The organism is Nocardioides flavescens (assembly GCF_009823805.1).
In the GTDB taxonomy this organism is placed as follows: domain Bacteria; phylum Actinomycetota; class Actinomycetes; order Propionibacteriales; family Nocardioidaceae; genus Nocardioides; species Nocardioides flavescens.
This window is the reverse complement of record NZ_WUEK01000015.1, coordinates 39,606-53,079: the sequence shown is the minus strand read 5'-3', so window position 1 is coordinate 53,079 and position 13,474 is coordinate 39,606. Positions and strand designations below refer to the sequence as shown.

The 13,474-nt window shown below is 75.6% G+C and carries 16 protein-coding genes; 4 read left to right on the top strand and 12 right to left on the bottom strand.

Features of this window, described 5'->3' with window-relative positions; all coding sequences use genetic code 11:
- Window positions 1-59 precede the first annotated feature (59 nt).
- The 9 genes from GRQ65_RS19910 to GRQ65_RS19870 are packed head-to-tail and all read right to left on the bottom strand — an operon-like array spanning window position 60 to window position 6,412.
- The gene (locus GRQ65_RS19910) at window positions 60-278 is read right to left on the bottom strand and encodes a ferredoxin (RefSeq protein WP_160879753.1); all 219 of its coding nucleotides are present in this window, start codon (window positions 276-278) and stop codon (window positions 60-62) included.
- Complete coding sequence (locus tag GRQ65_RS19905) at window positions 275-1,528, bottom strand: NADH-ubiquinone oxidoreductase-F iron-sulfur binding region domain-containing protein (protein ID WP_160879752.1); 1,254 nt, start codon at window positions 1,526-1,528, stop codon at window positions 275-277. Before GRQ65_RS19905 ends, GRQ65_RS19910 begins: the two co-directional genes overlap by 4 nt.
- Window positions 1,525-2,109 carry a ferric reductase gene (locus GRQ65_RS19900; RefSeq protein ID WP_160879751.1) on the bottom strand — a complete coding sequence of 195 codons (585 nt, stop codon included), beginning with the start codon at window positions 2,107-2,109 and terminating at the stop codon, window positions 1,525-1,527. Before GRQ65_RS19900 ends, GRQ65_RS19905 begins: the two co-directional genes overlap by 4 nt.
- A complete protein-coding gene (locus GRQ65_RS19895; RefSeq protein ID WP_160879750.1) occupies window positions 2,106-2,978 on the bottom strand; it encodes an FAD:protein FMN transferase in 873 nt (290 codons plus the stop codon). The genes GRQ65_RS19900 and GRQ65_RS19895 overlap by 4 nt, the downstream gene beginning before the upstream one ends.
- Window positions 2,975-3,223 (bottom strand): hypothetical protein, encoded by a 249-nt coding sequence (locus tag GRQ65_RS19890; RefSeq protein ID WP_160879749.1) that lies wholly within the window; start codon window positions 3,221-3,223, stop codon window positions 2,975-2,977. Before GRQ65_RS19890 ends, GRQ65_RS19895 begins: the two co-directional genes overlap by 4 nt.
- A gap of 57 nt (window positions 3,224-3,280) precedes the next feature.
- On the bottom strand, window positions 3,281-4,612 hold the full coding sequence (locus tag GRQ65_RS19885) for an ATP-binding protein (protein WP_160879748.1): 1,332 nt from the start codon (window positions 4,610-4,612) through the stop codon (window positions 3,281-3,283).
- Complete coding sequence (locus GRQ65_RS19880; RefSeq protein ID WP_160879747.1) at window positions 4,609-5,322, bottom strand: response regulator; 714 nt, start codon at window positions 5,320-5,322, stop codon at window positions 4,609-4,611. Before GRQ65_RS19880 ends, GRQ65_RS19885 begins: the two co-directional genes overlap by 4 nt.
- Before the next feature lie 3 nt (window positions 5,323-5,325).
- Window positions 5,326-6,207 carry a homocysteine S-methyltransferase gene (gene mmuM, locus GRQ65_RS19875; protein ID WP_160879746.1) on the bottom strand — a complete coding sequence of 294 codons (882 nt, stop codon included), beginning with the start codon at window positions 6,205-6,207 and terminating at the stop codon, window positions 5,326-5,328.
- Between the two features lie 19 nt (window positions 6,208-6,226).
- A complete protein-coding gene (locus tag GRQ65_RS19870; protein WP_160879745.1) occupies window positions 6,227-6,412 on the bottom strand; it encodes a hypothetical protein in 186 nt (61 codons plus the stop codon).
- 56 nt (window positions 6,413-6,468) lie between these two features.
- On the opposite strand from GRQ65_RS19870, the gene GRQ65_RS24210 reads away from it, so the two are divergent.
- Window positions 6,469-7,716: a cytochrome P450 gene (locus tag GRQ65_RS24210; protein WP_160879744.1), complete on the top strand. Its 1,248-nt coding sequence runs from the start codon at window positions 6,469-6,471 to the stop codon at window positions 7,714-7,716.
- Between the two features lie 57 nt (window positions 7,717-7,773).
- Here the strand turns inward: GRQ65_RS24210 and GRQ65_RS23595 are convergent, their stop codons facing one another.
- Both GRQ65_RS23595 and GRQ65_RS19860 read right to left on the bottom strand, forming a co-directional pair.
- Window positions 7,774-7,908: a hypothetical protein gene (locus GRQ65_RS23595; RefSeq protein WP_272917775.1), complete on the bottom strand. Its 135-nt coding sequence runs from the start codon at window positions 7,906-7,908 to the stop codon at window positions 7,774-7,776.
- A 13-nt stretch (window positions 7,909-7,921) separates the two neighbouring features.
- The gene (locus GRQ65_RS19860; protein ID WP_160879743.1) at window positions 7,922-8,845 is read right to left on the bottom strand and encodes a manganese catalase; all 924 of its coding nucleotides are present in this window, start codon (window positions 8,843-8,845) and stop codon (window positions 7,922-7,924) included.
- Window positions 8,846-9,086: 241 nt separating this feature from the next.
- On the opposite strand from GRQ65_RS19860, the gene GRQ65_RS19855 reads away from it, so the two are divergent.
- The 3 genes from GRQ65_RS19855 to GRQ65_RS19845 all read left to right on the top strand — a co-directional run bounded on the left by GRQ65_RS19855 (window position 9,087) and on the right by GRQ65_RS19845 (window position 12,744).
- On the top strand, window positions 9,087-9,830 hold the full coding sequence (locus tag GRQ65_RS19855; RefSeq protein ID WP_160879742.1) for a BTAD domain-containing putative transcriptional regulator: 744 nt from the start codon (window positions 9,087-9,089) through the stop codon (window positions 9,828-9,830).
- Window positions 9,831-10,010: 180 nt separating this feature from the next.
- A complete protein-coding gene (locus GRQ65_RS19850) occupies window positions 10,011-10,853 on the top strand; it encodes a sigma-70 family RNA polymerase sigma factor (RefSeq protein WP_160879741.1) in 843 nt (280 codons plus the stop codon).
- A gap of 151 nt (window positions 10,854-11,004) precedes the next feature.
- Window positions 11,005-12,744 carry a GAF domain-containing SpoIIE family protein phosphatase gene (locus GRQ65_RS19845; RefSeq protein WP_160879740.1) on the top strand — a complete coding sequence of 580 codons (1,740 nt, stop codon included), beginning with the start codon at window positions 11,005-11,007 and terminating at the stop codon, window positions 12,742-12,744.
- Here GRQ65_RS19845 and GRQ65_RS19840 read toward each other — a convergent pair.
- Window positions 12,689-13,390, bottom strand: a complete 702-nt coding sequence (locus GRQ65_RS19840; protein ID WP_160879739.1) for a response regulator transcription factor — start codon at window positions 13,388-13,390, stop codon at window positions 12,689-12,691. The genes GRQ65_RS19845 and GRQ65_RS19840 overlap by 56 nt on opposite strands.
- Between the last annotated feature and the right edge of the window lie 84 nt (window positions 13,391-13,474).

Sequence of the window (13,474 nt, the reverse complement as noted above, 5' to 3'; positions counted from 1 at the left end):
GTTGTTTCTCCTGAGGTGAGGTGGGGCGAAGGGACTGGCGGGACTGGCGGAGGGAGTGGTCAGGCGTGGGGACGGGTGCGCTCGACGCGCAGGGCGAGCACGGGGCAGGCCGCGGCCGCGGCCCGGGCGGGGCGCAGGAGCTCGGCGTCGGCGACGGGGTCGAGCCGCGCGTCGCCGATCACCGGGAACCCGTCGGGGTCCAGGGAGATGCGCTCGGGCAGCAGCCGGGCGCACAGCCCGTGGCCGTCGCAGCGGGTCCAGTCGATCTCGAGCCTCATCGCGCCACCACCGGCAGGGTGTACCGCAGGGGCCGGCCGCACTGCCCCTGCCGGCGGTGGACCTCGAGCTCACCGGTCGCCGCGAGCACCTCGAGGGCCGAGGCGACGAACCGCGCCGCGCCGTCGGGGTGGGCGCAGGCACCGCGACCCGGCAGCGGTGCGGCGCGCGAGCGCAGGCACGCGACGGCGTCGCCTCCACGGGCGAGGTCGTCGAGACCGGCCGCGAGCGCGGGCAGCCCGAACACGCAGGGGCCGCACTGCCCGGCCGACTCCGAGGCCAGCCAGTGGGCCACGGCGCTGGCCTCGCCGAGCGCGCAGGTGTCGTGCGGCAGACGAGCCAGCACAGCCGCACCCAGTGAGACGCCGGCGGCCCGCAGGGCGGGCCGGCTCAGGACCAGGTCGCTCGGGTCGGCGAGCCAGGTGCCGTGGTAGCCGCCGACCAGGACCGGCCCGGTGCCCTCCCCGAGCAGCGCGCGCAGGGGCAGCCCGGTCGGCACCTCCACGACCCCCGCGTGCGGGACGTCGCCGAGCAGGGTGACCAGGGTGGTGCCGGGCTCCTCGGCGCAGCCGACCGAGGCGTACGCCGCCGGCCCGAGCTCGGCGAGCAGCGCGAGCTGCGCGAAGGTCTCGGCGTTGGACGCGAACGTCGGGTCGCCGTCGACGCCCTGCACCGTGGGCAGCACGCGCCGACCGGGGGGCAGGGCGGGGCCGCCCGAGACAGCCCGCGCGAGGGCCCGCACCTCTCCGCCGACGAAGCCGTGGTCGTGGCGCTGGAGGCGGAACGACCCGCGGTCGGGCCGTTCGTGCAGCGCCGCGTCGAGCGAGGCGTGCGCCTCGGCGTCGGAGACGGCGACCGTCACGCGTCCCGTGCCCAGCGCGCGGGCCACCAGGACGGCGCCGTCGAGGACCAGGTGGGGCACGAGCCGCAGCAGAGCGCGGTCCTTGCCGCTGGCGGGCTCGCCCTCGGAGCCGTTGACCAGGACCTGCGCCCGCGGCCCCGGGGCCACCGACCGGAGCTTGACCGCGACCGGGAACGCCGCTCCTCCGCGGCCCAGCAGACGCACCGCCTCGGCGGCCTCGGCCAGCCCGGCGGCGTCGTAGGAGCGCAGTGGGGCGTGCACGCTGCGGTGGCGGGCGAGGTCGACGCGCCGCCTTGATCCGGTGCCGGCGAGCAGGCGGGCCGTGCCCCAGGCCCGCACGGTGCCGGTCGTGCCGCCGGGTGCGGTCCCGGACGCAGCCAGGGCGCTCATCGGGCCGCTCCGACCAGGGCCCGGGTGCGGGTCCGGTGCAGCGGGGCCCGCCGGGCCCGGGCCAGGGCGCCGAGCCGGACGGCGACAGCCGCACCGACCCCGGCCGCGCAGACGGCGTACAGGGCGAGGGCCCAGCCGGCGCCGGTGTCGGTGCCGGCGAGGATCCCGTGGCCCATGGCCAGCACCCAGGCGACGTACGCCGAGAGGTGGACGCCGCGCCAGGCCCGGGCGGCGCCGGCGCTCGCGGCCAACCGGCCCCGCAGCGCGCCGGTGAGGGACACGACTCCGAAGCCGTAGGCCGCGAGGGTCCCGAGGCCGAGCGCCACCGGCTGCCAGCCGGCGGTGAACGGCACCAGCGCGCCGAGCGCGCTGAGGTCGACGTGGCTGTCGGTGACCAGCAGCACCACGTGCAGCGCGAGGAACGCCAGGGTGAGCACCGCGGCCGAGCGGTGCGCGAGCTGCGTGAGGACCCGACGCGACGCGACGGGCGAGGAGGAGCCGAGGGCGCCGAGGCCGACGGCGAACGACGCCGCGACGACCGCCGTGAAGCCGGCGGCACGGGCCAGGAACCACAGCGTCATGCGACCCACCCCACGGTGACCTCGACGTGACCGTCGGTGGTGACGTACCGCGCCGCCGTCCCCTCCGGCACGCGGCCGGTGACGAGCGCGGCGGTGCTGAGCGCGTTGGCCTCGACACAGCTCGCGCCGCGCACCGAGACCGTGCGGCAGCGCCCCTCGGCAGGGCGGCCGGTGCGCGGGTCGAGGAGGTGGTGACGGGGGCCGTCGGCGGTGGTCCACCGGCGGCCGGCCGTCGACGACGTGGCGAGCCCACCGTGGTGGAGGGTCAGGATCGGGCCGGGGCCGCCCTCGTGCTCGCTCACCGACACCGGCCAGGGGTGCTCCCCCGCCACCGCGAGGTCGCCGCCCACGGCGACGAGGGCCGGGCGGCCCAGCAGGTCGTGGACCCGGGCGGCGGCCTCGTCGGCCGTCCACGCCTTGGCGGTGGCGCCCAGGTCGAGGGCGAGACCCTCCGGCACCCGCAGGCGACCGCCGGCGTGGTCGACCTCGACGAGGCGCCAGTCGGGCAGGACCGCGGGCGCGGCGGCGAGCGGCGCGGCCGTGCGGCGGCGTACGACCTCGAGGTCGTCGTCGTAGCCGGCGGCCGCGAGGTGTCGACCCACGGTGGGGTCGCAGGCGCCGTCGGTCAGTCGCGCCGCGTCGAGTGCGACGTCCACGAGGTGGAGGGTGAGCGACCCGACCGGCGTCCAGCGGCCGGCCGCGGCGTTGGCCCGGCTGAGCTCGCTGTCGTCGCGGAACCGGCTCACCGCCCGCTCGACGTCGCCCATGAGCGCGCGCACCGCGCTCTCGGCGCGGTCCAGCTCGGCGGGCTCGCCGTCGACGACCAGGCGCACCGTGCACGACCAGTCGTGCCACTGCCGGGCGTTCACGACGAGTGGCTCCCCGCGACCGGCTGCTGCGACTGGCTGGCGGACGTCGAGCCCGTGGTCGAGCTCGTGTCGGACGACGTCGACGTGGAGCTGGTGGTCGAGCTGCCGGTGGTGCCGTCGGCCTCGGTGGAGGCGGCGTGGGCAGCACTGAGGGCGAGGGCTCCGGTGCCGCCACCGGCGGCCACGACGAGGCCCGCGGTGACGACCCGGGCCCGCATCAGGAGACGGGTGGTGGGGTGGCTCATGCAGTGAGGTTCGCCCGGCGCGGCTCAACAGCACCGTCCTGCGACCTCAAATCCAGGTCAAATCGCGCTGTGGGCAGCCCCCAGCTCGAGGCGTACGACGCTCCACGGCCCGTCGCGGTCGACCACGAGCCGACCGCCCGAGGCGGCCGCGCACCGGCGGGCGATGTCGAGGCCGAGCCCCGTCGAGCCACGGTCGCTGCGGCCGCGGCGCACGGCGTCGGGGTCGAAGCCGGCTCCCTGGTCGCGCACCTCGACGGTGACCCCGCCCGACGGGTCTGCGACGGCTCGCACCGCGAGCGGGGTGAGGTCGGGGGTGTGCGCGACGGCGTTCTCGACGAGGGCGTCGAGCGCGTCGCGCAGGTCCTGCTCGGAGCAGCGGACCGCGGGCAGTCCGTCGGCGACGTCGACGGCCAGATCGCGGCCCTGGTCCTCGATGAGGGGCTGCCAGTACGCCGCGCACGCGGCGGCGACCGGTCCCGGGTCGCAGCGGGCGACGACGCCCTCGCGCTGGGTGCGGCGGGCCTCGTGGATGACGGCGGTCAACGTCCGCTCGAGGCTGGTGACGTGCTGCTCGAGCTCGGTGCGGGCGCGTCCCTGCTCGAGAGCGTCGACGTCGAGGCGCAGGGCCATCAGCGGGGTCCGCAGCCGGTGGGACAGGTCGGCCGCGGTCTCGCGCTCCGCGGCGAGCAGCTCCTCGATGCGCTCCGAGAGGCCGTTGAGCGCGTGCGCCACCCGGCGCACCTCGGGCGGTCCGCTCTCCGGCACGCGGCCGGCCGGCGCGCCCACGGCGATGGCGTCGGCCAGCTCCGCGGTCCGGTCGAGGTCGCGCACCAGGCGGCGCGAGACCAGCTCGGCCGCGACGGCGACCAGGACCAGCAGGAGCGCCGCGGCCGCGCCGAGCGGGAACAGGCGCTCGGCCAGCGTGCTGCGCACGCGTGCCTCGCTCGCGAAGGCCACGACCGACGTCGGCCCGCCCTGCGTGCCCACCACGAGGTGCACCAGGCGACCGCCGTCGACGTCGTCGACGTCGACGCCGCTCTGGGTCAGGAACGGGCCGTCCCGGTCCCCGTCCCCGTCACCCGGGCCGGATCCGCGCTGCTCGGAGGCACCCGGCAGGTCCGGTCCGTACGTCGTCCCGTCGGGAGCCAGCACCGCGACCGGGGTCGCGTCGTCGCGGTCGTTGACCCGGTCGACGTAGGCCTCCAGGTCGTCCGACCCGGCACCGGCCGAGACGTAGTCGGCCACCGAGCGCGCGGTCTGCACCGCCTGCTGCTCGACGTCGGAGGAGGCGGTGCGCGCCTCGAGGAGCCACACCGGCACCGCGAACAGCACCAGCACCGCGACCGTCGCGCCGACGGCCAGCGAGACGATGCGTCCGCGCAGGCTCACGCCGGGCCTTGCCCTGGTCCCGAGCCCAGCCCCGGGGCGACGAGCTTGACGCCCACCCCGCGCACGCTGTGGAGGTAGCGCGGCGCCGCGGCGGTCTCGCCGAGCTTGCGCCGCAGCCACGAGAGGTGGACGTCGACGGTGCGGTCCGCGCCGCCCCAAGGCTGCTGCCAGACCTCGGCGAGGAGCTGACGCTTCGACACGACCTGACCCGGACGCGACGCGAGCGCGAGGAGCAGGTCGAACTCCTTGCGGTTGAGGTCGAGCTCGACGCCGTCGACCGTCGCGGTCCGCGACACGGCGTCGACGCTGAGCCCGCCGACGACGACGCGCTGCTCCTCGGCCGGGGCGGACGTCGTACGCCGCAGGACGGCGCGGACCCGCGCCATCGCCTGGGCGGCCGAGAACGGCTTCACGAGGTAGTCGTCGGCGCCCGCGTCGAGCAGGCGCACCACCTCGCGCTCGTCGTCGCGGGCGGTCGCCACGACGACGGGCAGGTCGCCCTGGGCGCGGATCAGGGCGAGCACGTCGGCGCCGTCGAGGTCGGGCAGACCGAGGTCGAGCAGCACCGCGTCGGGCCGCTCGACCGGCAGCGCCCTGATCGCCTCGACCGCGGTGCCGGCGGTGGTGACCGTCGCCCCCAGGTCGACCAGCGCGCGCGACAACGACCGCCGGATGGGCTCGTCGTCCTCGACCAGGAGGAGGTGGACCACCGCTCAGCGCTCGCCGCGGAGGGACTCGAGGCTCGCGGCGATCGCGCGAACGTCGTCGGGTCCGGTCTGGCAGCAGCCGCCGACCAGCCGGGCGCCCGCGGCCAGCCAGGCCTCGACGTCGGTGGGGTCGAAGCCGGGCTCGCCGACCCACACGCGCGCCTCGGCGTCCCAGGTCTGGCCGCTGTTGGGGTAGACGACGCCCGGGAGCCGGCCGGGCCCGTCCAGCGAGGCGAGGACGCCGGACGGGGGCACGCAGTTGACCCCGACCGCGACCACCTCGGCGACATCGGCCGCCATGGCGAACGCCTCGGCCACCGGCTCGCCCGCACGGGTGCGGCCACCGTCGGCGGTCAGCGCCAGCCACGCCGGGTGCCCGGAGCCGTCCAGCTCGGCGAGCACCGCCTCCACCTCGGCGAGGCTCGGCAGGGTCTCGACGGCGAGCACGTCGGCGCCGGCCTCGCGCAGCACGTCGAGGCGGGGGCGGTGGAACGCCCGCAGCCCGGCGACGTCGAGGTCGTAGCGGCCGGTGTACTCCGAGCCGTCGGCGAGCGCGGCGCCGTACGGCCCGACGGACGCCGCGACCCAGCCGTGCGGGGCGACCTCGTCGCGGGCGCGCCGGGCCAGCTGCACGCTGTCGCGCAGCAGCCCGTCCGCCTCGGCGCCGAAGCCGATCTCGGACACCTGGTAGGACGCCGAGATCGCCACCTCGGCGCCGGCGCGGTAGTACTCCGCGTGGGCCGCCTGGACCGCGCCGGGGTCGTCCTGCAGCAGCCTCGCCGACCAGGTGCTGCTCGAGAGGTCGTGTCCGTGCGCCTCGAGCAGGGTGGCGAGGCCGCCGTCGAGGACGACCGGTCGGCGGCTCAGCGTCTCGGCGAGCGACTCCACGCGGGCAGCGTACGCACGGTCACGCGTGACCCGCCTGAGGGCCGTCCACCTCCAGCGCGTCGTCGTCGGGCTCGACGGCCCGCTCCTTGTCCTCCTCGCTGATCTCCGCGCCGGCGACCGGGTCGCCGGCCGCGGTGCCGGGGACGTCGTCGGTGCTGGTGTCGTCGTCGATGCGCTGCTCGGGGGTCGTCTGCTCGTCTGCCATGTCGTACCGCTACCCAGCCCGCGGCATGACACGCGCGCCGCCGGTCACCGGGACGCGTGACCGACCTCGCCCTGCGCCTGCTCCGCGACGGCTACCGCGCCCTCGACCACCTGCCCACCCGCACCCGGGCCCGCGCGGCCGCCGAGGCGCGGCTGCTGGGGCGCCGGGCGGTGGTCGTGGCCGGCGAGGCCGGGGCCCGGGTGTTCTACGACGAGTCAGTGGTCCGACGCGCCGGCGCGATCCCGCCGCCGCTGGCCTGGCTGCTGTTCGGCCGGGGTGCCGTCCACGGCCTCGACGGGACAGCTCACCGCGAGCGCAAGGCGGGGTTCGTCCACCGGCTCGGTCCCGAGCAGGTCGCGGGGTGCGCCGCGCTCGCCGCGGAGCACCTGCGGGAGAGCCTCGCGACGTGGCCCCCGGAGGGCCGGGCTCTGCACGGCGCCCTCGTCGAGGCCTACGGTCGGGCGGTCCTCGAGTGGTCCGGTGTCGACCTCGCGCCCGCCCACGCCGGCAGGCTCGCGCACCGCTACGCGCGCACCGTCGACGGGTTCGGCTTCGCCGGCTCCGCCTACGCGCGCGCCTGGCGCGACCGGGTGTCCACCGACCGCTGGGCCGCCCGGCTCGTGGCCGACGTGCGGGCCGGCCGCGTCACCGCGCGTCCCGGCACCCACCTGGCTGCGGTAGCCGACCTCGACGCCGGTGTGCACGTCGCGGGGGTCGAGCTCGGCAACGTTGTCCGCCCGGCGATCGCGGTGTCGTGGCTCGGCACCTTCGCCGCGGCCGCGCTGGCCGCCTCCCCCTCCTGGGCGCCGCTGCTCCTCGGTCCCGACGGTGCCGCCCGGCGCTGGTCCTTCGCCCAGGAGGTGCGCCGCACCGCGCCGTTCGTCCCGGCCCTCGCCGGCCGGGTCCGGCGACCCGTCACCCTCGACGGGGTCGTGCTGCACGAGGGCGACCGGATCGTGCTGGACGTCGTCGGCATCGACCACGACCCGGCCTACCACCCGCTGCCCGAGGTCTTCGACCCCGAGCGGTGGCTCGGCCGTCAGCCCGACGCCTGGACCCTGGTGCCGCAGGGCGGTGGGCCGATCACGGGTCACCGATGCCCGGGTGAGGACCTGACGCTCCAGCTGCTCGCCACGACCCTCGAGGTCCTCGCCGAGCATCACCTCTCCCCCACCGCCCCGCTGCAGGTCGACCTGGCGCGCATCCCGACCCTGCCCGTCGACGGGCTGCCGCTGAGGCTGGGAGCCCAGGGCACGAACGACGCCCGCACGCACCCGTCCGACTCCTCCTCGGACATCTCGTAGCCCCACTCGCCCTCCTCGAGCGGCACGACGTGGGTGGCGAGCACGGCGGCGCGCAGCTCACCGGACGCTCCACGCTCGCTGGTGCACGGCGATGCCGAGCAGGACGACGGCGCTGAGGACCAGCAGGTCGGCTCGACCCGGGATCAGCAGGCAGACGGCGAGCACGATGCAGAGTCGGACGGGCAGCGTCACGGCAGCCTCCTCGTCACTCGTCGGGGGTGAGGGCGTCCTTGGCCTTGGACAGCAGGTTCTTGCCGCCCTGGGCGTACGCACCTCCCGCCGTCCCCGGCTCCGGCGTGCCCAGGCTGCCGTCGTACGTCGAGTAGAGGAGCGGGTCGGGGGCCGGGACCTGGTTGACGTCGTCCGCCAGCGGCAGCCCCTGCTCGAACGCGATCTCGCCCTCGCCGACGAGCGTCGCGCCCTGGGCCCAGCGGCCCTCACCGGCTGTGCTGCCCTCGTGGAAGCTGTAGAACGTCCTCGCCGCGAAGTCCTTCTCCTCCTCCGAGAGCGAGTCCTCGATGCCGCTGTCGACCAGCCCGTCCTCGATGAGCTGCTCGATGCCGAGCAGCCACTGCTGCTGGTGGAACGTGTCGCGCGCGAGGTTGAACTGGAGCATGTCCTTGACCCCGGGGTCGTCGGTCATGCCGTAGACCCGGGCGGTCTGCAGCCGGCTCTGCGCCTCGGCCGCGACGTTGCTGCGGAAGTCGGTGAGCAGGCTGCCGCTCGCGACGATGTAGCCGGCGTTCCAGGGCACGCCCTGGCTGTTGGTGGGGGTGGCCGCACCACCGGTCACGATGGCGTGCTGGACGTTCTGCCCGCCGAGGACGGCGGCGAGCGCCGGGTTGGCCGCGGCGGCCTCCGCCTGCGTCTCGGACGGGGCACCCTCGAGGAGGCGGGCCATCATGGTCACGAGCATCTCGACGTGACCGATCTCCTCGGTCCCGATGTCCATGATCATGTCCTTGTACTTGCCGGGGACGCGGCAGTTCCAGCCCTGCCAGAGGTACTGCATCATCACGGTCATCTCGCCGAACTGGCCGCCCACGAGCTCCTGCAGCTTGGCGGCGAAGAGGGCGTCGGGACGCTCGGGCTTGGCGTGGAACTGCAGCTCTGAGCTGTGTCGGAACACGGTGTTCTCCCTGCTGTGTCTGGTGTGAGGTCGTCTGCACCCACGACGGTGCCGGGCCCCGGTGACGGATCCGTCGCTCCCACCGTCACGCCTGCCGTCACACCTGCCGTCACACCCGCGTCACGTCCCGCACCAGGTCTCCCCCTAGGGGTGGCATGGGGCGCGGGGAGCCGGACACCAGAGGCGAGGACACGGGAGGCGCGGAACGCGGGAGGTCGCGATGGACGGCGGAGGAGCTGCAGTGCAGCTGCGCCTGCTGGGCGGGTTCGCGGCGACCCAGCGCGGCGACGAGGTGCGACTCTCGGTGGCCGCCCAACGGGTGCTCGCCCTGCTCGCCGTGGCCGAGCGCGGACGCACGGTCCCCCGAACGACCGTGGCGGAGCGGTTGTGGCCGGACTCGCGCGGCGACCGGGCGGCCTCCAACCTGCGCACCGTCCTGTGGCGCATGCAGCGCCCGTCCGGACGCGCGCTGGCGATCGGCACCTCGCACGACGTGCACCTCGCGCCCGAGGTGGAGGTCGACCTCTGGCGGGCCCACGCCCTGGTCGAGCAGCTCGGGTCGCGCGAGGGTCTGCCCGACCCCCTCGACGCCGCCTGCCTCCACGAGGACCTGCTCCCCCGCTGGGACGAGGACTGGCTCGTGGTCGAGCGCGAGGACCACCGCCAGCGCCGACTGCACGCCCTCGAGGCGCTCTCGTTGCGACTGCAGGAGCAGGGGCGCTACGCCGAGGCGCTCACCGTCGCCCTCGGTGCCGTCGGCGGGGAGCCGTTGCGCGAGACCGCGCACCGGCGGGTCATCGAGGTGCACCTGCTCGAGGGCAACCGCTCCGAGGCGGTGCGTCACTACCACCGCTACTGCAGGCTGCTCGCCGCCGAGCTCGGGCTCGGCCCGTCGGCTTCCCTCGACGCGCTCGTCGGGCCGCTGCTGCGCCGTCCTGCGCACCGCGAGCGGGCCCTGGCCCGCCCCGTGGCACGCCGGTGGTGAACGCGTCCGAAGCTGCGCGCCACGTGGAGGTCTGAGGCCGAAACCCCTTGTGCCGCGGGGGTTTCGCGCTCTCGGACCACCTCCGGAGGTGAGGTGAGGGGTTGCCGGCACCACTACTTTGGGGTGAGCGCGGACGGCTGCAGCCACCGGCGGTCCGCCACTCGGAAGAGAGACGCCGCCATGACGCCGTCCGCCCCCACCCCCTCCCCCACCCGCACTCCCGGTGAGGCCCGCCTCGCCGCCCGCGCCGAGCGCGGCGAGCAGACCCGCCGACTGCTCGAACGGGCCTACGCCCACCCACCCGGCCCAACCCGCAGCGATCTCCTCGACGAGGTCGTGCTCCTCAACCGAGGAGTCGCCGACGCCGTCGCCAGCCGCTACCGCGGCCGCGGGGTGGCCGAGGAGGACCTCCGGCAGGCGGCGTACGAGGGCCTCGTCAAGGCGGTCCGCAAGTTCGACCCCGCCGTGCGTCCGGACCTGCTGACGTACGCCGTGCCGACCATGCGCGGCGAGGTGCAGCGCTGGTTCCGCGACCAGTCCTGGATGGTGCGTCCGCCGCGCCGCATCCAGGAGCTGCAGTGGCGGGTCAGCCGCAGCATCGAGCGATTGTCGCAGGACCTCGGTCGCGAGCCCACCGACGGAGAGATCGGTGACGACCTCGGCTGCCAGCCGGGAGAGGTCGAGGAGGCCGTGCAGGGGTTCGGCTGCTTCCAACCCCCGTCGCTCGACCGACCGGCCGGTGAGCCAGGGACGAGCGCGCCACTGGGGGAGCTGCTTCCTGCGGGGGACGACCACGCCGAGTCGTCCGCCGAAGCGCGCGTCGTGCTGGGCCCCGTCGTTCGAGAGTTGTCGGAACGCGACCGGCGCATCCTCTACCTCCGCTTCTTCGAGGGGCTCAGCCAGCACGAGATCGGCGCCGAGCTCGGCGTGACGCAGATGCAGGTCTCCCGGCTCCTGCAGCGCATCCTCGGCACGCTCCGCGCCGAGCTCGCGGGTCCGGACGGCCGCTCCCTGGCGTCGTGACGGCGGGTCCGGGTGGATCCGCGCCGCCGAGGTGTGAGGCAGCCAGATGGGGACCCGTCGCCCCAGGAGGTGGCATGATCGGGGGGCTGCTCGGGTAGCGGGAGCGAGCACGACGCCGGCTGGTCACCGGCCCGACGAGCACGAGGTGACGATGAGCGAGGCGTACGGCTTCGCCGACGACGCTCTCGAGCGCTACGCCCGGATGGTCCGTCGCAGCCTCGGTGTGCCCACGGCCCTGGTGACCCTGGTCGAGGACGACCGGCAGGTCTTCCCGGGCGCGATCGGGCTCCCGAGCCCCTACCAGCAGAGCCGTCAGACGCCCCTGTCGCACTCGTTCTGCCAGTACGTCGTCAAGGACGAGCAGCCGCTCGTCGTCACCGACGCGCGCCTCGACGACCGGCTCGCCGACAACCTCGCCATCCCCGACCTCGGGGTGGTGGCCTACGCCGGCTGGCCGATCGTCGACCACACCGGGCGCACGGTGGGCTCGCTCTGCGCGATCGACTCCCAGCCGCACGAGTGGCGTGCCGACGAGCTCGACGCCCTCGCCGACATCGCGGCCGCCTGCTCGACCGAGCTCTCCGAGCGCGGGCAGCGCGAGGCCGCCCAGAACGCCCTGCGCGTCTCGGAGGAGCTCGGCGAACGCAGCCGGGTGCTGCTCGCGATCGGCGACCGCCTCGCCGCCTCCCACACCCTCGCCGAGATCGCCGCCGGCATCGACGAGGTGACCCGGCTCGAGCTCGGGTGCAGCCACACGGGGCTGTGGCTGCGCACCGCCGAGCTCGAGGGGCGCAGCTCGCGCACCGACGCCGGCGAGACGATCCGCGCCGTCTCCTACAGCGGGCAGGACCGCGCCGGGATGGACGACCACCAGACGGTCGAGACGGCCGGCCGCTCCCCGCTCGGCGACTGCCTGGCCGAGGCGCGGGCCCGCTACCTGGTCGACCGGGGCGACCTGCGACGGCGCTACCCCGACCTCGCCGACGACGGCACGCCCGCCGGCTCGGCCCGCGCGTACCTCCCCCTCGAGCACACGGGTGACGCCTACGGCGCGCTCGCGCTCAGCTGGCCGGTGCCACGGCGCTTCACCCTCGCCGAGCGCCGCACGCTCGCCGCCCTCGCCTCGGCGACCGCGCAGGCGGTCAAGACCGCGCTGCTGCTGCAGGACCGGGTGCACGTCGCGGAGACCCTGCAGCGGGCGATGCTGACCGACCTGCCCAGCGTGCCGGGCCTCGAGCTCGACGCGCGCTACCGCCCGGCCGCCGAGCGCGACCAGGTCGGCGGGGACTGGTACGACGCCGTCCACCTCCCGACCGGCGAGACCAGCCTGGTCATCGGCGACGTCGGTGGTCACGACATCGGAGCCGCGGCGTCCATGGGTCAGCTGCGCAGCACCCTGCGCACCCTCGACTGGGCCGAGGCCCGCACCCCGGCCGAGACGATCCGCCGGCTCGACTACGCGACGGCCGACCTCGGCACCCGGTCGGTGGCGAGCGTCCTCTTCGTCCGCGCTGCGCCCTCGGGCGACGGGTGGTCCCTGACCTGGACGAGCGCCGGTCACCCTCCGGCGGTGCTGGTCTCCCCCGAGGGCTGCGCGACCCTGCTCGGCGGCACCGACGGCAACGACCTGCTCGTCGGCATCGCGCCCGAGACCAGGCGCCGCGACCACCGGCTCGACGTCGAGCCCGGCTCGACCCTGGTGCTCTACACCGACGGCCTGGTCGAGCGGCGCGGCGAACCTCTGACCACCGGCTTCGACCGGCTCTGCGGCGCCGCCCGCCGTCACCACGGCCGCGAGCTCTCGTCGTTCCTCGACGCGCTCATCGGCGAGCTGGTCAGTGACGAGCACGAGGACGACGTGGCGGTGCTGGCGGTCCGCTTCGCCGGCTGAGCTCGGCCGCCACCCGTGGACTGACCTGCGGCTCGAAGCCGTGGCGGTAGCCCCAGACGATCGCCTCGGCCCGCGTCGTGGCGCCCACCTTGCGGTAGGCGGAGCGGATGTAGGTCTTGACCGAGTTGATGCTGAGGAAGAGGCGCCGCGCGATCTGCTCGTTGCGCAGTCCCCGCACGACCAGGGCCAGCACCTCGGACTCGCGCTCGCTGAGCCCCTCGCTCCGGCCGGGCCACCCGTCCGGGCCTCCGGCACGCGTTCCCCACCGGTCGTGCGCTCCCGGGGCCGGGGAGACGACCGTGCGCCCGGCGACGATGTCCTCCAGGCAGCCGACGAGGACCTCGGGCTCGAGCGCCTTCGACAGGTATCCGGCGGCTCCCTCGGCGAGGGCCTGCTCCACGAGGACCGGGTCGAGGTTCCAGCTGTAGGCGACGACCTTGGTCGTGGTCCCGCACCGACGCTCGGCCGCGCCGGCGGGCTGCAGCGCGGCGAAGGTGTCGACCAGCACGACGTCGACCGGCTCTTCGCCCGGTCCCACCACCTCGACGCGGTCGCGGAACGGGTGCAACATCGCCGAGACGCCGGCGACGACCAACGTGTGGTCGTCGCGCACCTGCACGCGCAACGGGCGCGGAACCGGGTCCATGGAGCCGGGTGTCCGGTTCTCCGCCGTTCAACCCCGGCGTTCAACCCCTAGGGGTGGCCGGTCCGCACCTCGACGGGGTTACCC

What these genes read in the sequence shown, in the direction of transcription:
- GRQ65_RS19850 (WP_160879741.1), top strand. Translation starts at nt 10,011, where the DNA reads ATGACGCCGTCCGCCCCCACCCCCTCCCCCACCCGCACTCCCGGTGAG.
- GRQ65_RS19900 (WP_160879751.1), bottom strand. Translation starts at nt 2,109, where the DNA reads ATGACGCTGTGGTTCCTGGCCCGTGCCGCCGGCTTCACGGCGGTCGTC.
- GRQ65_RS19905 (WP_160879752.1), bottom strand. Translation starts at nt 1,528, where the DNA reads ATGAGCGCCCTGGCTGCGTCCGGGACCGCACCCGGCGGCACGACCGGC.
- GRQ65_RS19910 (WP_160879753.1), bottom strand. Translation starts at nt 278, where the DNA reads ATGAGGCTCGAGATCGACTGGACCCGCTGCGACGGCCACGGGCTGTGC.
- GRQ65_RS19840 (WP_160879739.1), bottom strand. Translation starts at nt 13,390, where the DNA reads ATGGACCCGGTTCCGCGCCCGTTGCGCGTGCAGGTGCGCGACGACCAC.
- GRQ65_RS19890 (WP_160879749.1), bottom strand. Translation starts at nt 3,223, where the DNA reads ATGAGCCACCCCACCACCCGTCTCCTGATGCGGGCCCGGGTCGTCACC.
- GRQ65_RS19870 (WP_160879745.1), bottom strand. Translation starts at nt 6,412, where the DNA reads ATGGCAGACGAGCAGACGACCCCCGAGCAGCGCATCGACGACGACACC.
- GRQ65_RS19845 (WP_160879740.1), top strand. Translation starts at nt 11,005, where the DNA reads ATGAGCGAGGCGTACGGCTTCGCCGACGACGCTCTCGAGCGCTACGCC.